The 22,601-nt window shown below is 62.8% G+C and carries 25 protein-coding genes and 1 tRNA gene; 21 read left to right on the top strand and 5 right to left on the bottom strand.

Translation table 11 applies throughout. From position 1 onward, the window contains the following. Window positions 1-6 precede the first annotated feature (6 nt). Window positions 7-2,058, bottom strand: coding sequence for a TonB-dependent receptor domain-containing protein (locus C9E81_RS01155; RefSeq protein WP_122110483.1), 2,052 nt, complete (start codon window positions 2,056-2,058; stop codon window positions 7-9). Window positions 2,059-2,201: 143 nt separating this feature from the next. Between C9E81_RS01155 and C9E81_RS01150 the strand changes: the two genes are divergently transcribed. From C9E81_RS01150 to C9E81_RS01120, 7 genes are all read left to right on the top strand, one after another. Next, window positions 2,202-3,239 carry a hemin-degrading factor gene (locus C9E81_RS01150; RefSeq protein WP_243698451.1) on the top strand — a complete coding sequence of 346 codons (1,038 nt, stop codon included), beginning with the start codon at window positions 2,202-2,204 and terminating at the stop codon, window positions 3,237-3,239. Further along, on the top strand, window positions 3,236-4,099 hold the full coding sequence (locus tag C9E81_RS01145; RefSeq protein WP_122110482.1) for a heme/hemin ABC transporter substrate-binding protein: 864 nt from the start codon (window positions 3,236-3,238) through the stop codon (window positions 4,097-4,099). Before C9E81_RS01150 ends, C9E81_RS01145 begins: the two co-directional genes overlap by 4 nt. Continuing rightward, on the top strand, window positions 4,099-5,169 hold the full coding sequence (locus tag C9E81_RS01140; protein ID WP_122110481.1) for a FecCD family ABC transporter permease: 1,071 nt from the start codon (window positions 4,099-4,101) through the stop codon (window positions 5,167-5,169). The genes C9E81_RS01145 and C9E81_RS01140 overlap by 1 nt, the downstream gene beginning before the upstream one ends. Then, on the top strand, window positions 5,166-5,951 hold the full coding sequence (locus tag C9E81_RS01135) for a heme ABC transporter ATP-binding protein (protein WP_122110480.1): 786 nt from the start codon (window positions 5,166-5,168) through the stop codon (window positions 5,949-5,951). The genes C9E81_RS01140 and C9E81_RS01135 overlap by 4 nt, the downstream gene beginning before the upstream one ends. Before the next feature lie 120 nt (window positions 5,952-6,071). Next, window positions 6,072-6,386, top strand: a complete 315-nt coding sequence (locus C9E81_RS01130; protein WP_122110479.1) for a DMT family transporter — start codon at window positions 6,072-6,074, stop codon at window positions 6,384-6,386. A 188-nt stretch (window positions 6,387-6,574) separates the two neighbouring features. After that, window positions 6,575-8,413 carry a dihydroxy-acid dehydratase gene (ilvD, locus tag C9E81_RS01125; protein WP_122110478.1) on the top strand — a complete coding sequence of 613 codons (1,839 nt, stop codon included), beginning with the start codon at window positions 6,575-6,577 and terminating at the stop codon, window positions 8,411-8,413. Window positions 8,414-8,553: 140 nt separating this feature from the next. Continuing rightward, entirely contained in the window at window positions 8,554-9,204 is a 651-nt protein-coding gene (locus C9E81_RS01120) for a glutathione S-transferase family protein (RefSeq protein WP_122110477.1), read from the top strand. Between the two features lie 187 nt (window positions 9,205-9,391). Here C9E81_RS01120 and efp read toward each other — a convergent pair whose 3' ends face one another. After that, window positions 9,392-9,955 (bottom strand): elongation factor P, encoded by a 564-nt coding sequence (gene efp, locus C9E81_RS01115; protein WP_122110476.1) that lies wholly within the window; start codon window positions 9,953-9,955, stop codon window positions 9,392-9,394. 351 nt (window positions 9,956-10,306) lie between these two features. Here efp and C9E81_RS01110 point away from each other — a divergent pair, with 351 nt between their 5' ends. Continuing rightward, window positions 10,307-10,624 (top strand): DUF6280 family protein, encoded by a 318-nt coding sequence (locus C9E81_RS01110; RefSeq protein ID WP_122110475.1) that lies wholly within the window; start codon window positions 10,307-10,309, stop codon window positions 10,622-10,624. Window positions 10,625-10,687: 63 nt separating this feature from the next. On the opposite strand, the gene C9E81_RS01105 is transcribed toward C9E81_RS01110, so the two are convergent. From C9E81_RS01105 to C9E81_RS01095, 3 genes are all read right to left on the bottom strand, one after another. Next, on the bottom strand, window positions 10,688-11,272 hold the full coding sequence (locus C9E81_RS01105) for a cytochrome b/b6 domain-containing protein (protein ID WP_122110474.1): 585 nt from the start codon (window positions 11,270-11,272) through the stop codon (window positions 10,688-10,690). Continuing rightward, a complete protein-coding gene (locus tag C9E81_RS01100; RefSeq protein ID WP_122110473.1) occupies window positions 11,272-11,730 on the bottom strand; it encodes a c-type cytochrome in 459 nt (152 codons plus the stop codon). Before C9E81_RS01100 ends, C9E81_RS01105 begins: the two co-directional genes overlap by 1 nt. 160 nt (window positions 11,731-11,890) lie before the next feature. Then, entirely contained in the window at window positions 11,891-12,802 is a 912-nt protein-coding gene (locus C9E81_RS01095; protein ID WP_122110472.1) for a DUF533 domain-containing protein, read from the bottom strand. Window positions 12,803-13,034: 232 nt separating this feature from the next. Between C9E81_RS01095 and tuf the strand changes: the two genes are divergently transcribed. The 13 genes from tuf to rplL all read left to right on the top strand — a co-directional run bounded on the left by tuf (window position 13,035) and on the right by rplL (window position 22,531). After that, window positions 13,035-14,210, top strand: a complete 1,176-nt coding sequence (gene tuf, locus C9E81_RS01090) for an elongation factor Tu (protein WP_122110454.1) — start codon at window positions 13,035-13,037, stop codon at window positions 14,208-14,210. Between the two features lie 227 nt (window positions 14,211-14,437). Beyond that, entirely contained in the window at window positions 14,438-14,833 is a 396-nt protein-coding gene (locus C9E81_RS01085; RefSeq protein WP_122110471.1) for a VOC family protein, read from the top strand. Further along, window positions 14,830-15,243 carry a GFA family protein gene (locus tag C9E81_RS01080; protein WP_122110470.1) on the top strand — a complete coding sequence of 138 codons (414 nt, stop codon included), beginning with the start codon at window positions 14,830-14,832 and terminating at the stop codon, window positions 15,241-15,243. Before C9E81_RS01085 ends, C9E81_RS01080 begins: the two co-directional genes overlap by 4 nt. Before the next feature lie 167 nt (window positions 15,244-15,410). Continuing rightward, window positions 15,411-16,064 (top strand): CatB-related O-acetyltransferase, encoded by a 654-nt coding sequence (locus C9E81_RS01075; protein WP_122110469.1) that lies wholly within the window; start codon window positions 15,411-15,413, stop codon window positions 16,062-16,064. Window positions 16,065-16,169: 105 nt separating this feature from the next. Beyond that, the gene (locus tag C9E81_RS01070; RefSeq protein ID WP_122110468.1) at window positions 16,170-18,023 is read left to right on the top strand and encodes an ABC transporter ATP-binding protein; all 1,854 of its coding nucleotides are present in this window, start codon (window positions 16,170-16,172) and stop codon (window positions 18,021-18,023) included. A 63-nt stretch (window positions 18,024-18,086) separates the two neighbouring features. Next, window positions 18,087-18,162: transfer RNA gene (locus C9E81_RS01065), tRNA-Trp, on the top strand. A gap of 50 nt (window positions 18,163-18,212) precedes the next feature. Continuing rightward, window positions 18,213-19,100 carry a hypothetical protein gene (locus C9E81_RS01060; protein ID WP_122110467.1) on the top strand — a complete coding sequence of 296 codons (888 nt, stop codon included), beginning with the start codon at window positions 18,213-18,215 and terminating at the stop codon, window positions 19,098-19,100. Window positions 19,101-19,157: 57 nt separating this feature from the next. Beyond that, window positions 19,158-19,376: a preprotein translocase subunit SecE gene (gene secE, locus C9E81_RS01055; RefSeq protein WP_122110466.1), complete on the top strand. Its 219-nt coding sequence runs from the start codon at window positions 19,158-19,160 to the stop codon at window positions 19,374-19,376. Window positions 19,377-19,548: 172 nt separating this feature from the next. After that, the gene (gene nusG / locus C9E81_RS01050) at window positions 19,549-20,085 is read left to right on the top strand and encodes a transcription termination/antitermination protein NusG (protein ID WP_122110465.1); all 537 of its coding nucleotides are present in this window, start codon (window positions 19,549-19,551) and stop codon (window positions 20,083-20,085) included. Window positions 20,086-20,173: 88 nt separating this feature from the next. Then, window positions 20,174-20,626, top strand: a complete 453-nt coding sequence (gene rplK, locus C9E81_RS01045) for a 50S ribosomal protein L11 (protein ID WP_122110464.1) — start codon at window positions 20,174-20,176, stop codon at window positions 20,624-20,626. 3 nt (window positions 20,627-20,629) lie between these two features. Next, a complete protein-coding gene (rplA, locus tag C9E81_RS01040; protein ID WP_122110463.1) occupies window positions 20,630-21,331 on the top strand; it encodes a 50S ribosomal protein L1 in 702 nt (233 codons plus the stop codon). 241 nt (window positions 21,332-21,572) lie between these two features. Further along, a complete protein-coding gene (rplJ, locus tag C9E81_RS01035) occupies window positions 21,573-22,088 on the top strand; it encodes a 50S ribosomal protein L10 (protein ID WP_122110462.1) in 516 nt (171 codons plus the stop codon). A 65-nt stretch (window positions 22,089-22,153) separates the two neighbouring features. Next, window positions 22,154-22,531 (top strand): 50S ribosomal protein L7/L12, encoded by a 378-nt coding sequence (gene rplL / locus C9E81_RS01030; protein ID WP_122110461.1) that lies wholly within the window; start codon window positions 22,154-22,156, stop codon window positions 22,529-22,531. Window positions 22,532-22,601 lie beyond the last annotated feature (70 nt).

Below are 22,601 nucleotides of genomic sequence, written 5' to 3'. Positions count from 1 at the left end.
CTGGCATCAGAACGTCTTGCTGAGCGAGAGCTTGAAGTTGCGCCCCGGTGCCGGGCCGGTCACATAGGTCGCCGGGACGTATTCGCGGTTGGTGACATTGTCGATGCCCATGTTGACCTCCATGCCTTTCAGCGCCCCATGTTGCGGGGTCCAGATCGCATAGATGTCATGCACGCCAAAACCGGCGCGGTCGGTCCCTTCGCGATTGAGGGCGCTGACCGGCTTTTCGCGCCCATCCGCGAGGATGCTGCGCATTCCGATTTTCCACTCGTCGCTGGCCTGCCATGCCGCCGACAGCACAACCCGGTTATTGGGCAGGGTATCCAGGATCTCGCCATCCTGATCCCTGCCATTGACGACCGACAGCGCCGCGCCGAATTCCCAGTCCCCGGTCATGTAATTGGCCTCCAGCTCGCCGCCGCGCAGATAGGCGCGATCGATATTGGTGTACGAGGGCGTTGGCGCGGGCATGTTGGTTCGCACGATCATGTCGTCGATATGGTTGCGGAACAGGGTCAGTTTCATCGCCGCTTCGTCCCCGCTGCGGAAGATGTCATTGCCGCGATAGCTGACGCCGATTTCGATATTCTTGCCCTTCTCGTCCTTCAGATCGGGCGACGGCGCGCCTGCGCCGCCCCTTCCGTCGCCACGGCTGTCGTAAAGCTCGTCCACCGTCGGCAGGCGGTTGACGAATGCCAGCGAGCCAAAGACCGACCAGTCGTCGTTCAGGCGATACATGACCCCGACCTGCGGCTCGACCGACTCCGATTCGACCCGGTCGTCGGTGGCGGTGACGCTTTCCTTCGGCTCGGTTTTCTGGCGCTCGTAGCGCAGGCCGGAATTGACCGTGACCCGGCCCCATTCCAGTTCGGACCAGGCAAAGACCGCCGCCGATTTCGTATAGCCCTCGGGGTGGGAGGTGGACAGCGAGGTGCTGGAACGATCCTGCCTGAACGTCTCGGCGCCGATGGTCAGGTAATGGCTGTAACCCGTACCCGACAGGTCCATGACATTCTGTGCCCTCAGCTTCCACAGCGCATAGTCGCGGCGGCCAAGCAGGGTCGGCGAAATCGGCTCATCCGCGACGTCGCCCTGTTGCACATCCTTGATCGTGTTCGTGTATGACAGGGTTACGGTTGCGTCGATCAGCCGGTTGTCGGCGGGGTTCCAGCCCCATTCCAGCCGCGCCACCTGATCGCGCGTCAGGATATCGCCGACGCCCCAACCGGTGAAGCCCGGAAACAGCCCGATCTGCGGACCGTCGAGCTGGTTGAAATCCTGATCGTCGCCGCGCGCCTCCAGATGCTGATAGGAGGCCTCGACATAATGATCGCCGAATGTCCTGCGGGCTTTCAGCAGCAGGTTCGGCGTGTCCGAGTTGGACCGCACGATGGTTTCGCCATCCACATCCTCGGATTCCCCTAGCTTGCGATAGGCGAAAGCCGCCAGCGCCTCGAAATCCTCTGCCGGGCGCCAGCCCCAGGCTACACTGCCGAACGCGGTATCGGGGTTCGAGGCATAGCCCAGCTTCACCCGTCCGCCGCTGCTCGCGCCTTCGGGTATCAGGTCGCCCGGATCGATCGTCTCCATCGCGATCACCCCGCCCAGTGCGCCCGAGCCGTAAAGCGTGGCTGCGCTCGGCCCGCGCAGCACCTCGACGCGCTTCAGGAAGTCGGGCTCCACGAAGAGCGAGCCCTGACGGTAGCTTTCGAAATATTTCTTCTCGCCATCTATCAACTGGACGATGCCTGCCTCGGAGGCCGCCGTTCCGGATGATCCGAAACCGCGGATGTTGAAGCCCTGCCCGAAAAAGCTGGATGAGCCGACGCCCGCCACCCCCGGCACCTGTTCCAGCACATCGCCGATATTGCCGGGTGAGATCTCGTTCAGTTCCTCCGCTTCCACGACGCTGACCGATTGCGGAACCGACGAGGCGACCTTTTCCGTGCCCGCACGCAGGACGATGGGATCGAGGGTGATGGGCCGCGTATCATCCTGCGCCATAGCAAGTGTCGTTGTTCCAAGCAGCAGGGCAAGAGCCGTGATTGGTCTGCGCATCGCCAGTCCCTCATTAATGAAAAGATATGTTGGAGGCTGGCGCGGGCTGGCGGCTTGCATTGGCTATGGATTCCGACTAATTATGTCAAGTATTGCGTCCAGCCATTCTGCCAGATGCCGGTGAACTGATGCAGCAGAGGCACATGATGAATGACCTGACCCCGGCACGCCTGCGTGAACTGAAGCGTGACGCCACCGTCCGACCCTATGATCTTGCAGCGCAGCTTGGCCTGTCCGAGGCCGCGCTGGTCGAGGCTGAACTGGGCTTTGGTGCGACGCGGATCGACCCGGCGCTGTCCCGGCTGATACCGGCGGTGCAAAAGCTGGGCGAGGTCATGGCGCTGACCCGCAACCGCTCTTGCGTGATCGAGAAGATCGGCACCTATAACGAATTTCACGACGGCGAACATGCCGCGATGACGCTGGATACCGAGATCGACATGCGAATGTTTCCACGCCATTGGGTGCATGCCTACGCGGTCGAGGCAGCGGGAGCGGATGGCATGCGCCGCTCGATCCAGGTGTTCGATGCGGCGGGAGGCGCCGTTCACAAGGTGCATCTGCGTGCAGGGTCGAACCTTGAAGCCTGGAATGAGCTGCTGCGCGATCTGGCGCTGCCGGATCAGGCCGGTTTGTCGGATTTCGACGCCCGGACCCTGCCGGAGGGGGCGCGGATTGCCGAAGACCGGGCCGACATCCTTCGCGCCGAATGGGCGAAGATGACCGATACCCATCAATTCAACACCCTCGTCCGGCGGCTGAAGATGAACCGTCTCGGCGCCTATCGCATTGTGGGCGCTCCGCTGGCCATGCCGCTGAGCGTCGAGGCGGTTTCCGCCCTGTTCGAAAAGGTCCGGGCCGAGCAGCATAAAGTGATGCTCTTCGTCGGCAATGCGGGCTGTATCGAGATCCATTCCGGTCCGATCCGGAACCTGAAGCCGATGGGGCCGTGGCTGAACGTGCTGGATGATCGATTCAACCTGCACCTGCGCGCCGATCACGTGGCGGAGGTCTGGTTGGTCGACAAGCCGACAAGGCGCGGTCCCGCCATATCGGTCGAGGCGTTCGATCAGGCGGGCAGCCTGATTTTCCAGTGCTTCGGCATGCGTCCCGAGAAGGGCGGCGACCCCGAGGCATGGGCACGGCTGGTGCAATCCCTGCCCGCTGCGGGTGCGGCATGATCCGCCGGGTCTCCCAAGCTGCGGCGCTGGCCCTGTCGCTGGCACTGTCCGCGCAGGCCGAGCCGCATCCCGATGCGCAGCGCGTGCTGGCCATCGGCGGCTCGGTGACCGAGATCATCTATGCCCTGGGCCAGCAGGACCGGCTTATTGCCCGGGATACGACGTCGAGCTTTCCCGCAGAGGCGCAGGAACTGCCCGATGTGGGCTATATGCGGGCGCTGTCCTCCGAAGGCGTGCTGTCGGTGAAGCCTGATCTGATCCTGTCAGAGGAGGGCGCGGGGCCGCCGGAAACCATCGCGGTGCTGAAAGAGGCCGGGATCCCCTTTGAAACCATTCCGTCCGGCACGGATGCCGAGGGATTGACCGCCAAGATCGAAGCCGTGGCCGAGGCGCTTGGCGTGCCCGAAGCCGCCGCCTCTCCAGTTGCGGCACTGAAGGCCGATCTCGACAAGCTGTCAGCGGCGGTTGGGGGCGGTGCTCCGTCCAAGCGCGTGATGTTCGTCCTGTCGCTGCAGGGCGGCAGGGTGATGGCGGCGGGGCAGGGCACCGAGGCCGACGCGATCATACGCCTCGCGGGAGCGGAGAACGCGGTGCAGGGCGTCGATGGCTACAAGCCGCTGACCGACGAGGCGATAACCGCTGCGGCCCCCGACACGATCCTGATGATGAAGCGCGGCGCGAACGACAGCGATCATGCGGCTGCGACCGAGGCGCTGATGGCCATCCCCGCAGTCGCTGCGACCCCGGCGGCAAGGAATGGTGCGGTCATTCGCATGGACGGGTTGTATCTGCTGGGCTTTGGCCCGCGCACCGGGCAGGCGGCGCTGGACCTGCATGACGCGATCTATGGAGGCGCCTGATGGTCGCGCTCGACGCGTCCGGTGAAAGGTTGGCGGGGGATCGCCGGCATCTCGGGCGCTCTCTGGCTTTCTGGCTTTTCGCCTTGCTTGCCGCGGTCGCCATGCTGTCCCTGGGGCATGGCGCTTCGGGCGTATCCGCGCCGCAGGTGCTGCTTGACTGGTTCACGGGGCACGAGATTGCCCGGACCGATCGGGTCGTGCTGTTCGATATCAGGCTGCCGCGCCTGTTGACCGGTATGCTGGTCGGGGCCGGGCTGGCGGTCTCGGGCGCGGTGATGCAGGGGTTGTTCCGCAACCCGCTTGCCGATCCCGGTCTGCTGGGGGTCAGCGCCGGAGCCTCGCTCGGCGCGATCGCCGCCATTGTGCTGGGCGGTCTGTTGCCGCCTGCCATCCTTGCCGCTGCGGGTTGGCATCTGGTTCCACTGGCGGCTTTTGCGGGCAGTTGGCTGGCAATGGCCGTCCTTTACGGCATCGCCACGCAACAGGGGAAAACATCGGTGGCCACGATGCTGCTTGCCGGTATCGCCATCGCCGCGATGATCGCGGCGGTCTCGGGTCTGATCATCTATCGTGCCGACGACCAGCAACTGCGCGACCTGACCTTCTGGAGCCTCGGCTCGCTGGCCGGTGCAAGCTGGGTGAAGCTGCTTGCCGCCGGGCCGGTCATTGCTGCCGCGCTGGTGGTTTCGCCATTGCTGGCGCGGGGCCTGAACGGGCTGGCACTGGGAGAGGCCGCCGCCGCCCATGTCGGCATTCGCGTGCAGCGGGTAAAGACCGCCGCCATCCTGATAACAGCCGCCGCGACCGGCGCTTCGGTCGCCATCTCGGGCGGGATCGGCTTTGTAGGTATTGTCGTGCCGCATCTGCTGCGCCTGCTCACCGGGCCGGACCATCGTTGGCTGCTGGTGAATTCCGGTCTGCTCGGGGCCTCGGTGCTGCTGGTCGCGGACATGGTCAGCCGCACGATCATCGCCCCCGCCGAACTGCCCATCGGCATCATCACCGCGATGATCGGCGGGCCGTTCTTTCTGTGGGTGCTTCTGTCGAACCGCCGGATGCTGGACGGATGAGACTGCAGGCACGAGATATCCGGCTGTATCTCGGCCGTGCCGAGATATTGCATGGCGTCGATCTGACCGCCCATGCGGGCCGCCTGACCGCCATCATCGGCCCCAACGGCTCGGGCAAGACCACGCTGCTGCGTGCCCTGACCGGCGAGATCGCCCCGGCCTCCGGCAACGTCGTGATGAACGGCAGGGATATCGCCGGAATGCGCCCCGGCGAACTGGCCCCGATCCGCGCGGTGCTTCCCCAGCAAAGCGTCCTGAGCTTTCCCTTCACCGTCGCCGAGATCGTGAGGATCGGCCTGACATCCAGCCATGTGCAAGACGACGGCCATGCACTGATCCGCGCCGCCCTGTCCCGTGTCGGTCTGCCTGATCACGCCGGGCGGCTTTACCAGGAGCTTTCGGGCGGAGAGCAGCAGCGCGTGCAACTGGCGCGGGCGCTGGTGCAGATCTGGCACCCGGTCGGATCGGACGGCCCGCGCTGGCTGCTTCTGGACGAGCCGGTCAGCAGCCTCGACATCGCCCAGCAACTGACCGTCATGAGGCTTGCCGCGGAATATGCGCGGCAGGGCGGCGGGGTCGTGGCGATCATGCATGACCTGAACCTGACGGCGATGTTTGCCGATCATGTGCTGCTGATGCAGGAAGGGCGCGCGGTGGCCGAGGGATCGCCCGTGGACGTGCTGACCGATCACCGGCTTTCGGGCGCCTATGGCTGCTGTCTGCAGATCAACCACACCCCGTCCGACGGCGTCTGGCTGTTGCCGCAGGGAGCGGGCCTGTAATAACGATCCGTCCGGGTCTTGACCGGGCAGCCGGGAATGTCTAGCTCCCTCCTTCGAGGACGACCTCCCCATCACGGGCAGCATCGCCGGGACGGCCCGGCCCCTGTCACGAGGCTTTCCATGCCCTGGCTCACCCTCACCATCGCTGGCCTTCTCGAAATCGTATGGGCCACCGCGATGAAGCAATCCGACGGTTTCACCAAAATATGGCCGACCGTCATCATGGTTGTCGGAATGATCGCGTCATTCTGGCTTTTGGCCATCGCCATGCGCCAGCTTCCCCTCGGCACCGCCTATATGGTCTGGACGGGTATCGGCGCCGTCGGCAGCTTCATCCTCGGGATCATCCTGATGGGAGAACCGGTCACGTTTTCCCGCCTCTTTGCCGCCGCCCTCATCCTCGCGGGGATTCTGGCAATGAAAATGGCGTCCTGATCAGCCCTTCTTCTTTGGGCAAATACCTCGGGGGAGCGCCCGGAACGGGCGCGGGGGCAGGGCCCCGGTCCTTTCGCGAAGCAATCCCACCGATCAAGGACAGAAAACATCCCGTTTCCCTCACCTCAGGCAATTTCCTTCCGCCGCAAGGGGTGATAAAGAAGACCGCCAGCTAAAGGAGACCGCTTATGCCCGCCTATCGTTCCCGCACCACAACCCACGGCCGCAACATGGCAGGTGCCCGGGGCCTGTGGCGTGCGACCGGGGTGAAGGACAGCGATTTCGGCAAGCCGATCATCGCCATCGTCAACAGTTTCACGCAATTCGTGCCCGGCCATGTCCATCTCAAGGATCTTGGCCAGCTTGTTGCCCGCGAGGTCGAGGCTGCGGGCGGCATCGCCAAGGAATTCAACACCATCGCCGTCGATGATGGCATCGCGATGGGCCATGACGGGATGCTCTATTCGTTGCCCTCGCGCGAGATCATCGCCGATTCCGTCGAATACATGGTCAACGCGCATTGCGCCGACGCGATGGTCTGCATCTCCAATTGCGACAAGATCACGCCGGGTATGCTGAACGCCGCGATGCGTCTGAACATCCCGGCGGTCTTCGTCTCGGGCGGCCCGATGGAGGCCGGCAAGGTGGTGCTGGAAGACGGCAGGGTCAAGGCGCTGGATCTCGTCGACGCCATGGTTGCCGCCGCCGATGACAATGTGTCAGAGGCCGATGTGCAGGCGATCGAGCGCTCGGCCTGCCCGACCTGCGGTTCCTGCTCGGGCATGTTCACGGCCAATTCGATGAACTGCCTGACCGAGGCGCTCGGCCTGTCGCTGCCCGGCAACGGCTCGACCCTGGCGACCCATGCCGACCGCAAGCGCCTGTTTGTCGAGGCGGGTCACCTGATCGTCGATCTCGCCCGCCGCTACTACGAGGGCGAGGATGACAGCGTGCTGCCGCGCTCGATCGCCAGTTTCAACGCTTTCAGCAATGCCATGACGCTCGATATCGCCATGGGCGGCTCGACCAATACCGTGCTGCACCTGCTGGCCGCCGCGCATGAGGGCGAGGTCGATTTCACCATGGCGCATATCGACAAGCTGTCGCGCAAGGTACCGGTGCTGTGCAAGGTCGCGCCCGCGAAATCCGACGTGCATATGGAGGATGTCCACCGCGCGGGGGGGATCATGGCGATCCTCGGCGAGCTGGACCGGGCGGGGCTGCTCGATACCTCGGTCGGCAATGTCCATTCCGGCACGCTGGCGCAGGCGCTGGACCGGTGGGATGTCGCCCGCACCGATTCCGCCACCGTGCATGATTTCTACCGCGCCGCGCCGGGGGGCGTGCCGACGCAGACCGCCTTTTCGCAGGACCGCCGCTATGACACAGTGGACTTGGACCGCGAGGGCGGGGTGATCCGCGATGCCGAACACGCATTCTCGAAGGATGGCGGGCTTGCGGTGCTTTACGGCAACCTGGCCGAGGATGGCTGCATCGTCAAAACCGCCGGCGTCGATGAATCGATCCTGAAATTCGAGGGTCCCGCCCATGTCTTCGAAAGCCAGGATTCCGCCGTTTCCGGCATCCTGACCGGCAAGGTCAAGGCGGGCGAGGTCGTATTGATCCGCTACGAGGGACCGCGCGGCGGCCCCGGCATGCAGGAGATGCTCTATCCGACCAGCTATCTGAAATCCAAGGGCTTGGGCAAAGCCTGCGCGCTGGTCACCGATGGCCGTTTCTCGGGAGGCTCCTCGGGCCTGTCCATCGGTCATGTCTCGCCCGAAGCCGCCGAGGGCGGAATGATCGGGCTGGTAGAGCAGGGCGATCTGATCCGCATCGACATCCCCAACCGGACCATCGAACTGGCCGTGGACGAGGCCGAACTGGCCCGCCGCCGCGAAGCGCGCGAGGCCGAGGGCTGGAAGCCGGCCGAGCCCCGCAAGCGCAAGGTCACCACGGCCCTGCGCGCCTATGCCGCGATGGCGACCAGCGCGGCCAAGGGGGCGGTGCGGGTCATTCCCGAATGAACCGGCGTGGCGGATATCAGGCATATCCGCCACCCTTTTCACGCCGCAATTGACCGTGCCGCGACATCAATTTCGCATCCGAATGTCGGGAACCCGCCCAGCCAATCGTCCTTGGGATAGAGAGGCTTGGGAGAACGACAATGACCATCACCATTACCGCCTTTGAAAACTCACCCGATCGCGGGCGCGGGCTGGCGCGCGACATGCGCGTTCGTTGGGCACTGGAGGAAGTGGGCCAGCCTTACGACGTCCGGCTTCTTTCGTTCAAGGCGATGAAGGAACCTGCGCATCTTGCGCTTCATCCCTTCGGGCAGATCCCGACCTATGAAGAGGGCGATCTCGCCCTGTTCGAGTCGGGGGCGATCCTGCTCCATATCGCGGAGCATCATGCGGGCCTGCTGCCGGACGGTGCGAATGCCCGGGCTCGCGCGATCGCATGGATGTTTGCCGCGCTCAACACGGTAGAGCCACCGGTCTTCGACCGCGCTCTTGCCATGATCCTCGAGCGTGATGAACCGTGGTATCAGCATCGTCTGCGTGCGCTGGAAGACAGTATCAGCAAACGGCTTGAGGGCCTTTCCCGCCACCTTGGCGATGCGGACTGGCTTGACGGAGCGTTCAGCGCCGGGGACCTGCTCATGGTGACGGTGCTGCGCAGGCTGGAAGGATCGGTTATGCTGGAAGAATATCCAAACCTTTCCGCCTATGTCGCACGCGGCGAGGCGCGCCCCGCATACAAGCGGGCGTTCGAGGCTCAACTGGCGGTATTCACCGCCGCATCGGCCGGCTGACGAAGGCAGGGCAAGACACGGGATAGCGTCTCACCCGGGTTGAAGCTGTGCAATTTCGCCGGGATCGTCGGGCGTCGCCCCCGGGCGAAAGGTAATCTGACCGTAGCCTGACCCGTGACGTAACGTTATTTGCGCAACCCCCGCGGGCGTTGCGCCTTTTTGGTCTGGTTCGATCCAGGTGCCCTGATCAGGCGCGTTCGCTGTATTCGAACAGTTCGGTATTGACGATGATATCCTCGTCCTGCCCGATGAATGGCGGCACCATGATACGCACGCCATTGTCCAGGACGGCGGGCTTGTAGCTGTTGGCTGCGGTCTGGCCTTTTACCACCGGCTCGGTCTCGATGACCTTGCAGGTGACTTTCTGGGGCAGGGCGACGGACAGCGCTTCCTCACCGTAATATTCGATCGTGGCGGTCATGCCGTCCTGCAGGAAGGGGCGGCGCTCGCCCAGCAGATCGGCGTCAAGCTCGGTCTGCTCGAAGGTCTCGCTGTCCATGAAGACCAGCTTGCCGTCGCTTTCATACAGGAATTGCTGGTCTTTCTGGTCCAGACGGACACGTTCAACCTTGTCCTCGCTGCGGAAACGTTCGTTCAGCTTGCGGCCGTCGCGCAGGTTCTTCATCTCGACCTGGGCGAAAGCACCGCCCTTGCCGGGCTTGACATGGTTGACCTTCACGGCGGCCCACAGGCCCCCGTCATGCTCCAGCACATTGCCGGGGCGGATTTCATTGCCGTTTATCTTTGGCATGGAAGCACTCTTGGAACTGTTGCGGGAATCTCCGTCCAGGCATTGAACGGCGTTGCGTCGCCCCTATATCGGGACGGACAAGCTAAGGCAACAAGTGCGGAAACGCGCGGATGTCAAGGCGATTTCCACCTGTCGCCGAAATGCCGGTTCATGCCGAATACAGCGGGAATGTCACAATTTTCCACGCGTTGCATGATATGCATGGCAGATATGTGCTAAGGGGAATATCGAATCGGCGGCATAACGTCTAAGTCAACGTCACCGTCGGAGAAACGGAACTGATAAGAAAGGCCTGTGCTTCTGGCCTGTATAAATGGTCATGGCAGTAGGCCATAGAAACGGAAAGATGTTATGCGCGACTTTGTTGATGGCTCCGCTTTCAATTTCGAACAAGGCCAGCGTGCCCGCAAGCTGTTTGCGGCTGTCGTGCTGGCTGCGCTTGATGATGCGATCGCAGATGACAAGAAATATGGCAATGGTCCCGAGCAGATCGCCCGTTGGGCCCGTTCGCGCGATGGCCGCGAAGTGCTGAGCTGTGCCGGGATCGACCCCAATGAGCGTGTGGTCAAGGGGCTGATGGAGTTTGTTTCCAAGGGCGTCCGGACCTCGGTCGCGCTATCCCGCGAAGAAAGCGAGCGGCGCATGGCCGCAGAGGCAGAAGCCGCTTGACCGGAACCGAACCGGCTGCGAGAAAGGCCGCCTCCGGGGCGGCCTTTCTCGTTCCGTACCACCTTACCGGCGGCGCACCCATTTCCAGCCGGTCAGCATCGGCCGGATCAGGTCCTCGTTCTTCCAGATGCGATAGAACAGGATCGCCGCGATATGCATCAAGACGAAGATCAGGATGAGATCCGCGCCAAGCGCGTGCCACGCATCCGCTTTCGTCGCGATATCGCTGCCGACCTTGTTCGCCAGAGGCCCGACATTCACGAAATCCTCGGGATCCGCGATCAGGCCGGTGCCGACCTGCCATATCAGGACCAGGAGCATGGCGATAACCGCCAATGCGCCAAGCGGGTTATGTCCGGGCCAGTGGCTCGGCTCACGTTTCACCATGTCGCGAAGATAGCCTGTCACGGAACGGGGATGATGGAAGAGGCTCGAAAAGCGTGCGCTTTCGGGACCGATGATCCCCCATATCAGCCGGAAAGCCAGCAATGCCACGATGCTGTATCCCAGCCAGAAATGCAGGGTCATGATGTTGGGGCCGAACTTGCCCAGCAGCCAGTTGGCAACCACCAGAAGCGCGAGAAGCCAGTGAAATGCCCGCAGCGCCGGGTCCCATATTCTGACGCGGCGGGCCTGATCCTCAGCCATCAGTCTTTCTTGCGGTAGTCATCGTGGCAGACCTTGCAGGTGCCGCCCAGTTTTTGCACGACCGGTCCGACATTCGCCTGACCGCCCTTGACCGCTTCGCCCGCACCGGCGGCAGCCTCGCCGAGATCCGCGAATTTCTGCACGAAATCGTCAGGATTTTCCCAGATGGCCGGCAATGCGTCGGAATCGTCGACCTCTCCGTTGGCGGTGCCTTCGATGAACAGGTCGGATACCGCGTAATTGCCGAGCGCCTCGATATTGGCGCCTGCTGTCGAGGCGGCGGCCTCGTCATATTCGATCTCTCCCTTCGCCATTCCGGCGAGGGTGCCCATGTTGATCGCCAGCATGGTCATATAGCCATGACGCGCCTCCAGCGCGTCCTCGATCCTGTCATCGGCATGGGCGAACAGGGGAAATGCAGTAATCGCGGCAATTGCAGTAAGGGAAATCAGACGCATAAGAGTTCCTCGCTATAAGCTGGGGCAGCTTTGATGACATCCATGAACGGCATCCGAAAAGATGCCGTATTTCCATCTTGTCAGAGGGTTGCGCCGCGATCAATCGGGATGGATGCCGCTCACGCCTTTGCTATCTCGCAAGCGGCATCGGGGCAGGGAATCAGTTGTAAAGCCGTGTCGTGCCGACCTCGTCATGGATCTTGTTGACCGCCTCGCGCGGCAGACCCATCGCCTCGGCAAGCGCATGCAGGTAGCGCGCCTCTTCCTCGTTGTCGAAATCGATGGCCAGCAGCGACATCAGGTAAACCTGCGCCTGCAGCCCATCGGGCACTTCGCGGGCCAATGCTGCGGCATCGACCGGTGCGGCCATCTGCTCGCGGATGAACTGGCGCTCGTCATCATCCAGTTCATCGCCCAGATGTCCCAGCAGCCGCTCTTTCTCGGCATCGTCGATACGGCCATCGGATTTGGCCGCCTGGATCATGGCTTTCAGCATCAGCCCGGCGACGGCGTTCTGCTCGGGCGTGGGCGTTACCTCGGGCTCGTCGTTGCGAGACAGGGAATCGTTGAAAAGCTCGCCAAAGCTGGCGTTGTTGCTGGGCTGCGAATCCTTGCGTGCAAGCCCGCCTGCTGCCGCGCCTGCCGCACCGCCTGCAGCGGCACCGCCCAACAATCCGCCCAGCATGTCGCCAAGGCCGCCCGCGCCGGAAGAACCTCTGCCGCCGCTCAACTGGCCCAGCATTCCCCCGAGTCCGCCGCCTGCTCCGCGGCCGCCCAGCCCGTCAAGCATACCGCCAAGCCCGCCCTGGGCACCTGCGGAATTCGGGCCGCTATAGGGGCGTCCGCCTCCTGCGCCGCGCCCGCCCAGAATCTGGCCCAGCTGATCGGTGATGCTGCCGCCGCGCTGACCGGCGACGTTGTTTCCGAGCAGGCTGTCCAGCAATCCTCCGCCCGAACGGCCCGCGGATGATCCCCCGGGGCGGCCCTGCTGGCGGCTTTTCATGACCGCGCCGACGCCTTTTGCCAGCATGACACCGGCGGCAACCTTTGCGAGAGATTTCATCAGGCTCATGATCCTGTCCTTTCGGCTTGGAATACGATTAACATGGCTCCGTTCTGGATGCGAACGTTCGCCGGTTCTCTCCGGTTCCAGAAAGGCATTTGGAAGGCCTTGTGGCAAGAAGGAAATCCGGCCGGTCAAAGCGCATTCCTTGCCCTTGATTTTTCCCCTGCGGCCTTATACATCGCGGCGCACGTTTAACCGGGGCCGTTTCATGCCATGCCCCGCGATCAGGAGGCCCTAGATGGCAAAGGCAAAGTTTGAACGGACGAAACCGCACGTCAACATCGGGACGATTGGTCACGTTGACCACGGCAAGACGACGCTGACGGCCGCGATCACGAAGTATTTCGGCGATTTCCGCGCCTATGACCAGATCGACGGCGCGCCTGAGGAGAAGGCGCGTGGGATCACGATCTCGACGGCTCACGTGGAATACGAGACCGACACGCGTCACTATGCGCATGTGGACTGCCCGGGCCATGCCGACTATGTGAAGAACATGATCACCGGCGCGGCGCAGATGGACGGGGCGATCCTGGTGGTGAACGCCGCCGACGGCCCGATGCCGCAGACGCGCGAGCATATCCTTCTGGGCCGGCAGGTGGGCATCCCCTACATGGTGGTCTACCTGAACAAGGTCGACCAGGTGGATGACGAGGAACTGCTGGAACTGGTCGAGATGGAAGTGCGCGAGCTTCTGACCAGCTACGAGTATCCCGGCGACGACATTCCGATCGTGAAGGGCTCGGCGCTTGCGGCGCTGGAGGGCCGTGATCCGGAGATCGGCGAGAACTCGATCCGCGAGCTTCTGAAGGCCGTGGACGACTATATCCCGACGCCGGAGCGCGCCGTTGACCAGCCCTTCCTGATGCCGATCGAGGACGTGTTCTCGATCTCGGGCCGCGGGACGGTGGTGACCGGCCGCGTCGAGCGTGGCGCGGTGAATGTGGGCGACGAACTGGAAATCGTGGGTATCCGCGACACCAAGAAGACCACCTGCACGGGTGTGGAGATGTTCCGCAAGCTGCTGGACCGTGGTGAGGCCGGCGACAATATCGGCGCGCTGCTGCGCGGGATCGAGCGCGACGGCGTGGAGCGCGGGCAGGTCCTGTGCAAGCCGGGTTCGGTGAAGCCGCATACGAAGTTCGAGGCCGAGGCCTATATCCTGACCAAGGAAGAGGGTGGCCGTCACACGCCGTTCTTTGCGAACTACCGTCCGCAATTCTACTTCCGGACGACGGATGTGACCGGGACGGTGAACCTGCCTGAGGGCACCGAGATGGTGATGCCGGGCGACAACCTGAAATTCGAGGTCGAGCTGATCGCGCCGATCGCGATGGAGGAAAAGCTGCGCTTCGCCATCCGCGAAGGCGGACGCACCGTCGGCGCAGGCGTGGTGTCGAAGATCATCGAGTGATCCGTTAGCGGATCGCGGGAAAGGGCCGTCCTTCGGGGCGGCCCTTTTCGTATTGGCGGTTCGAAACCTGTTTCAGCCCGCTTGGTTCAGGTCAGCGCGTGACCGAATGCGCTGCGGGTTCGGCAACCTCGCCCGGACGGGTGGAGCGCCCTTTTCCACGGCTCATTCCCTGCTGCCGCATTTTGTCAGCAAGCCTGCCGCATGATCCGTCATGAAAGGAGCCTGCCATGATCGATCATATCGGATTTCCCGTTTCTGACATTTCCTCGTCCCGCGCGTTCTACGAGCGTGCGCTTTCGCCGCTCGGTATCTCGCTGCTGATGGAGATCACCGAAGAGATGACCGGGGGGCACGGGGTTCATCTGGGCTTTGGCCGCGATGGCAAGCCGTTTTTCTGGATTGGCACCGGCCGCCCGGCGGCCTCCGGGACGCATGTCGCCTTCGCGGCTCGCGATCATTCGGCAGTGGATGCCTTTCACAAGGCCGCGCTGGAGGCGGGCGGGCGCGATAATGGCGCACCGGGGCCACGGCCCATCTATCACCCGGATTATTACGGTGCCTTCATACTTGATCCTGACGGGAACAATATCGAGGCCGTCTGCCATGGGGAGGGCGGGGCATGAAAACCTATCATGGAAGCTGTTTTTGCGGTGCGGTCGGTTTCGAGGCCGACGGCGATCTGGCCGAGGGGACCATGCGCTGCAATTGCCGGTTCTGCCGCAAGATGCGCTATTGGGAGATGCGGCTGCCTGATCCTGCCGGTTTCCGGCTGATCCGGGGGCATGACCAACTGGCCGAGACCCCGCGCGTTCAGGATGACGGGGTCGAGATGCATCACCGCTTCTGCTCCCGCTGTGGCACGAGGCTGTGGACCGAGGGAAACATTGCCGAAATGGGCGGGCGTTTCGTGCAGGTCATGGTCTCTGCGCTGGACGATGCGACAGAGGAGGAACTGATCTCCGCGCCGGTCTATTGGGCCGATGGCGCGAATGACAACTGGTGGAACCCGGCGCCAGAGACGAGGCATCTGTAACGATTTCCGGCATGCCGGATACTCGGGTTCCCGCGCGGAAATGCATGGGTCTCAAAGGGTTTCACAACGCGCCGAATCGTGCTATATGCGCGTTGCGAGAAAAGGAGTAAGCGCCATGGACAATCCAGCGATCTGACTTTCCCAGTCCAGAATCGAAAGGATTTTCCATGCCCGTCAAATTCCTTGGCGCTGCCTCCCCCTATCCGATGTGCTTTCCAGATGGCCGGGTCAATTATGGTCTGGTTCATCTGAACCGCGTCATAGATCACCCGAATATCGAGATCGGCGATTACACCTATGCCAGCAGTTTCGAGCCGCCCGAGGATTGGGCCGCGCGGTTGGCCCCCTATACCTATCCCGGTGCGCCAGAGCGTCTGGTGATCGGGCGTTTCGGGCAGATTGCCGATGGCGTCCGGATCATCACCGCCTCGGCCAATCACCCGATGGCCGGCGTCTCGACTTATCCCTTCGCGATCTTCGATCACGAGCGGGTCGGGGATTATATCGGGCAGATTTCCGACCTGCCCGATACGATCATCGGCCACGATGTCTGGCTGGGCGATGGTGCGGTGATCCTGCCCGGGACAAGAATCGGCGATGGCGTGATCGTGGGCGCGCGGGCGGTGGTATCCGGCGAGATACCGGATTACGCGATCGTCGCCGGAAATCCGGCGCGGATCGTCCGGATGCGCTTCGATCCCCCGGACATCCGGCGCCTGCAGGAACTGGCTTGGTGGAACTGGCCCGCAAGCCGGATCGACGCCGCCACTTCCGCGCTGGCCGCCGCAGATATCGGCGCATTGGCGGAACTGGCGCCTTAGGCAATCCTTACCCATCCCGGGGCGGGCACCACTTGACCTGTGCAGGAAATCAGGTCAGCACTTCTGCCCCGGCTCCTTTCACTATCTGCAAATTCAGGTGACGCCATGTTCGCGTGGTTCGAGCGACGCATTGACCCTTATCCCAACGACACGCCGGATATGCCGCCGCGGTCGTTGTGGCGATTTCTGCTTCACTACAGCCATGGCGCCTTGCCCTGGCTGGTCTCGCTTGCGCTGTTGTCCAGTGTCATCGCGCTGATCGAGGTGATGCTGTTCAACTGGCTGGGCGAATTGATCAACCGGCTGTCCGACACGCCGCGCGAGGTTTTCTGGCAGGAGCAGGGATCGCGCCTGGCGCTGATGGCGGTCGTGCTGCTGGTGCTGATGCCGGTTCTGAACCTGCTGGGCTCGCTGATCCTGCACCAGTCGCTGATGGGGAATTTTCCGCAGCGTATCCGCTGGCAGGCGCATCGTTACCTGCTGCGGCAGTCGATCGGTTATTTCCAGGACGAGTTCTCGGGCCGGATCGCGCAAAGACTGATGCAGACCGCGCTGGCGGTGCGCGAGGTCGCCATGAAGATCATGGATGTCGGCAGCTACGTGCTGATCTATTTCATTGGTGCATTGACTCTGGCGGCCAGCCAGGACTGGCGGCTGGCGCTGCCCTTCCTTGCATGGGCCATCGGCTATGGCGTGATGCTGTGGCTGATCGTGCCGCGATTGGGGCAGGTGGCGAAGGCGCAGGCGGATGCCCGTTCGGCGATGACAGGACGCGTGGTCGACAGCTATACCAATATCGCTACCGTCAAGCTGTTCTCGCATTCGGCGCGGGAAGAGGCGTGGATGCGCGATGGCATGGATGACTTCCTGCAGACGGTCCACCGGCAGATGCGGCTCAGCAGTGTGCAGGATATCACCCTGAACAGCATGAACGTGCTGCTGGTGGCGCTGGTCACCGGTCTTGGGCTGTGGCTCTGGTCCGAAGGGCAGGTCGCGGTCGGAGCGGTCGCCATCGCGGTGCCGCTGGCGCTGCGCCTGAACAACATGGCGCATTGGATCATGTGGGAATTCGCCGCGCTGTTCGAAAATATCGGCACGGTGCGTGACGGCATTTCCAGCCTTGCCCTGCCGCGCCAGGTGGTGGACAGGCCGGATGCCCGCCCGCTGGTCCCGGGACCGGGCGAGGTGCGGTTCGATCATGTCACCTTCCGCTATGCCAGCATTGCGGGCGCGCAGCCGCTGCCGGTTCTGGACGATCTGACCCTGCATATCGCGCCAAGCGAAAGGGTCGGGCTGGTTGGGCGTTCGGGCGCGGGAAAATCGACGCTTGTGAATCTGCTGCTGCGTTTCCACGATATCGATAGCGGGAGGATCATGATTGATGGTCAGGACATCTCGCAGGTGACGCAGGACAGTCTGCGGGCCGGTATCGGGGTGGTGACACAGGACAGCTCGCTTTTGCATCGTTCGGTGCGCGAGAATATCGCTTATGGCCGCCCCGAGGCCAGCGAGGCCGAGATCGCCGATGCCCTGCGGATCGCCGAGGCGCATGGTTTCGTGCCGGGCCTGTCGGACAGCTATGGCCGGCGCGGGCTGGATGCCCATGTCGGCGAGCGGGGCGTCAAGCTGTCGGGCGGGCAGCGCCAGCGAATCGCGATTGCCCGCGTGGCGCTGAAGGATGCGCCGATCTTGGTCCTGGACGAGGCGACCAGCGCATTGGACAGCGAGGTCGAGGCGGCAATCCAGTCGCGGCTCGAGGCGCTGATGGAGGGCAAGACCGTGATCGCCATCGCGCATCGCCTGTCGACCATCGCGGCGATGGACCGGCTGATCGTCATGGATCAGGGGCGCATCGTAGAGCAGGGCAGCCATACCGAACTGCTGGCGCGAAACGGGCTCTATGCGCGGCTGTGGTCCCGCCAGTCGGGCGGATTTCTTGCCGCCGATGCCGCCGAATGATGCAAGTGGGGCCAAAGCCCCCTTGCACCGGCACCGCCACTGCCGTAAACGGGCGCACGGCCTAGGGGTATAGCTCAGTTGGTAGAGCATCGGTCTCCAAAACCGAGGGTCGGGGGTTCGAGTCCCTCTGCCCCTGCCAGTTTTCATCAATTCCGATTTTAGTTTTCATTCCGAGCAGAGGCGTCTTGCATGGGCCTCCATATTCATGTCGGCGTTCACAAGACTGCCACAACCCATCTGCAGCGGTGTATCAACGCCGTTGAACCGCAGTTGATGGATCGCGATATCATGTTTCTGGGTCCGCAAACCCTGCGGGCAAATCCGGTGGATCTCCGCTCGCTGCTGGATGGCGATCGGTCTGCCACGGAGCGGTGGCGAAAAACGCGGGACGTGCTCCGGGGGTTGCTGGCCGATCATCGTGACACGCTGATCTCGGAAGAACTTCTTTTGGGAGGGCTTGATCCGGCCCGCTTTCTGGGCAGGGACGGGCAAATTTACACCACTGCCGAAGAACGGTTGGCAAACCTGTTCCGGCTGCTGGGCGCCAGGGAAGCGACGCTGTTTCTGGCGTTGCGCTCTCCCGCCGATTTTCTGACCTCGGTATTCGCTGAACAGATGCGCTTTGGCGGCGAGCTGAACATTGCCGAATATATGGGAGGCTTCGACCCTGTTTTGCTGGATTGGCCGGGATTGGTGGCCCGCCTGCTGAAGGCCGGAGCAACCACGGTGGTCTGCTGGCGTTACGAGGATCTTGCGGCAGTGCGATCGAAAATGCTGCGGCGCCTGTTGGGGCAACGGATTGCCGGTCTCACTCCTGATTTGCGGCCGGTGCGCTTAGGCCTGTCCCGGGCAGCCTATCGGATGATCGAGAAAAACGCCGCCAGCGTCGCGGTGGATGAGCGCCAGGAGTTGGTGGCCAGGGCGATGAAGGCCCACCCCAAGCGGCGCAATGATCCGCCGCTGCGCATTTTCGATCCCGCTATCCACGCGCTGTGCGAACAAGGCTATGACCGCGATTGCGCACGCATCGCCGCCATGCCGGGAGTCGAATTTCTGCGGCCCGCCGATACTGCGTGAACCGCGCGAATATGCGGTGCGGGCTTGAAAACCGCCTGCGGCTTGGTTACATCGGCCATGGAATTTCCGAAGGAGCCGACCGTGGCCAATCCCGTCCAGTTCATCAATCAGGTTCGAGCCGAAGGCGCCAAGATCACCTGGCCGACCCGCCGCGAGGTGGTGACCACGACCATCATGGTGCTTATCATGGCGGCGCTGACCAGCCTGTTCTTTTTCCTGGTCGATCTGGCGATTCGCTTTGGTATCACAAACGGATTGCAGATGATCAGCGGTTGATCGGGGCTTGCAATTCCGGGCCGGTGGCGTTATTTGCGCCCGACTGTCCGGCAAACGGCGTGCATCGAATCCGCATGCGCGCCGATTTCAATTTCCGCGGACGTATTTGAATTCAAGGAGTTGGCGCGCGCGTCGCGTGATTCTCCCACGATGAGCAGGGGTCGCTAAAGGCATGGCAAAACGTTGGTATTCGGTCAGCGTCCTTTCGAACTTCGAGAAAAAGGTTGCCGAGGCGATTCGCCAGTCGGTGGCCGAGAAGGGACTCGAGGACCAGATCGACGAAGTGCTGGTGCCGACCGAGGAGGTCATCGAGATCCGGCGCGGCAAGAAGGTGACATCCGAGCGCCGCTTCATGCCGGGCTATGTGCTGGTCCATATGGAGATGACGGACCGCACCTATCACCTGGTGAACTCGATCAATCGGGTCACCGGTTTCCTGGGCGCGCAGGGCAAGCCGATGCCGATGCGTGACGAGGAAGTGAACACGATCCTTCACCGCACCGGCGAAGGGGACGAGGCTGCGCCGCGCAACCTTATCCGCTTCGACGTGGGCGAGAGGGTGAATGTGACTGACGGGCCCTTCGAAGGGTTCTCGGGAATGGTCGAAGAGGTTGACGAGGTGTCCGCGCGCATCAAGGTCACCGTTTCGATCTTTGGCCGGCCAACGCCGGTGGAACTGGAATTCACGCAGGTCGCCAAGACCTCGTGATCGGTCGCGGGAGGCTTGTCGCCGTACCGCTAAGTCGGCCCCATGAACCCAATGACGGGCGGGGCGTGATGATAAAGGAGAAGGCCAGATGGCCAAGAAAGTCGTCGGGCAGCTGAAGCTGCAGATCAAGGCGGGTGAAGCCAACCCGTCGCCCCCTGTTGGTCCCGCCCTGGGTCAGCGCGGCATCAACATCATGGAATTCTGCAAGGCGTTCAACGCCAAGACGCAGGAGATGGAAAAGGGTGCGCCCGTTCCGGTCGTGATCACCTATTACGCCGATAAGTCGTTCACCTTCGAGACCAAGACGCCTCCCGCGTCGTTCCTGCTGAAAAAGGCCGCCGGCCTGAAGCCGCAGGGCAAGCGGAACCGTGCGAAAGGTTCCGAAAAGCCGGGCCGTGCGACCGCTGGCTACGTCACCGTCAAGCAGGTCCGCGAGATCGCCGAGGCCAAGATGGCCGACCTGTCGGCCAATGATGTCGATCAGGCGATGAAGATCGTTCTTGGTTCCGCCCGTTCGATCGGTATCGAGGTGAAAGGCTAAGCCATGGCGAAGATTTCGAAAAAGAAAGCCGCGGCCCGCGCCGCCTTCGAGGGCAAGTCGAACCTCTCGGTCGAGGATGCCGTCAAGCTGGTCAAGGAAAACGCTGCCGCGAAATTCGACGAGACCGTCGAGATCGCGATGAACCTGGGCGTGAATCCGCGCCATGCCGATCAGATGGTGCGCGGTGTGGTGACACTGCCCGCCGGGACCGGCAAGGATGTCCGCGTCGCCGTCTTTGCCCGTGGCCCCAAGGCCGACGAGGCGAAGGAAGCGGGTGCCGATATCGTCGGTGCCGAGGACCTGATGGAAACCGTGCAGTCGGGCAAGATCGAATTCGACCGCTGCATCGCAACCCCGGACATGATGCCGCTGGTCGGCCGTCTCGGCAAGATCCTCGGCCCGCGCAACCTGATGCCGAACCCCAAGGTCGGCACGGTGACGATGGATGTCGCGGATGCGGTCAAGGCTGCCAAGGGCGGCGAAGTCCAGTTCAAGGCCGAAAAGGCCGGCGTCGTCCATGCCGGTATCGGCAAGGCGTCCTTCGATGCCGACAAGCTGGCCCAGAACCTGCGTGCCTTCGTGGATGCGGTGAACAAGGCCAAGCCCACGGGCGCGAAGGGGACCTATATGAAAAAGGTCTCGATCAGCTCGACCATGGGGCCGGGCGTGTCGGTGGATATCGCGTCGGCTACGGCCGAGGCCTGATGAAATTTGCCGGAGCAATCCGGCGAATGGCGGGGCTGCCCATATGCCGCCCCGTCCTGTCCGAGACGGAGGGTGCCTGATCCTGCAAGGGTGACGGCTTAATGTCCTTCCCGAGATGGGGACCAAGCATTTTTCCGAAGGCGCAACCTTCGGGCGATCTTGTCCCTGGCGGACCCGACCCGGTCCCCTGTGGCCGGGAAAAGTGAGAGCCGGGGGGAAACCCCCAAATTGGAGTGAAACCGTGGATAGAGCGCAAAAAGAACAGGTGGTCGAAGAACTCGGCCAGATCTTTGAAAGCTCTGGCGTCGTGGTGGTTGCCCACTACGAAGGGATGACGGTTGCGCAAATGCAGGACCTCCGCTCGCGCATGCGCGAAGAGGGCGGTTCTGTGCGTGTTGCCAAGAACAGGCTCGCCAAGATCGCCCTTGAGGGTAAGCCTTGCGCAAGCATCGCTGAATACCTGACGGGCATGACCGTGCTCACCTATTCGGAGGATCCTGTCGCTGCTGCGAAGGTCGCCGAGAAATACGCCAAGGACAACGAGAAATTCGTGATCCTCGGCGGTGCGATGGGTGACACGGCTCTGGACGTTGCCGGCGTGAAAGCCGTTGCCGCGATGCCTTCGCGCGACGAGCTTATCGCTTCGATCGTGGGTTGCATCGGTGCACCCGCCTCGAACATCGCCGGCGCGATTGGCGCACCTGCAAGCAATATCGCTGGCATCCTCTCGACCCTGGAGGATCGAGAGGCGGCTTGACGCAACCCTTTCCCGACGAGTGGTTGAATACCCGACGTTGGAACACTAACTGAAAGAACGGAAAAATGGCTGATCTGAAAAAACTCGCCGAAGAAATCGTGGGCCTGACCCTGCTGGAAGCCCAGGAACTGAAAACCATCCTGAAAGACGAATACGGCATCGAGCCCGCCGCTGGCGGCGCGGTGATGATGGCCGGTCCGGCTGCCGGTGGCGACGCCGCCGCTGCTGAAGAAAAGACCGAGTTCGACGTTGTTCTGGTCGAAGCCGGTGCCAGCAAGATCAATGTAATCAAGGAAGTGCGCGGCATCACCGGCCTGGGCCTGAAGGAAGCCAAGGACCTGGTCGAAGCCGGCGGCAAGATCAAGGAAGGCGCCAACAAGGAAGAAGCCGAAGAGATGAAGAAAAAGCTCGAGGCGGCTGGTGCCAAGGTTGAACTGAAGTAATCGGCCTGTCCGGCTGATCGAGAAAGGGCAGGGTCCGGGATTTCCCGGTCCCTGCCGAACCTGTCTTGAA

Origin of the sequence: Paracoccus alkanivorans, assembly GCF_003697785.1 — a bacterium.
Taxonomy (GTDB): Bacteria; Pseudomonadota; Alphaproteobacteria; order Rhodobacterales; family Rhodobacteraceae; genus Paracoccus; species Paracoccus alkanivorans.
Note: the sequence above shows the minus strand (reverse complement) of the source record. Positions and strands in the feature narration are given on the sequence as shown.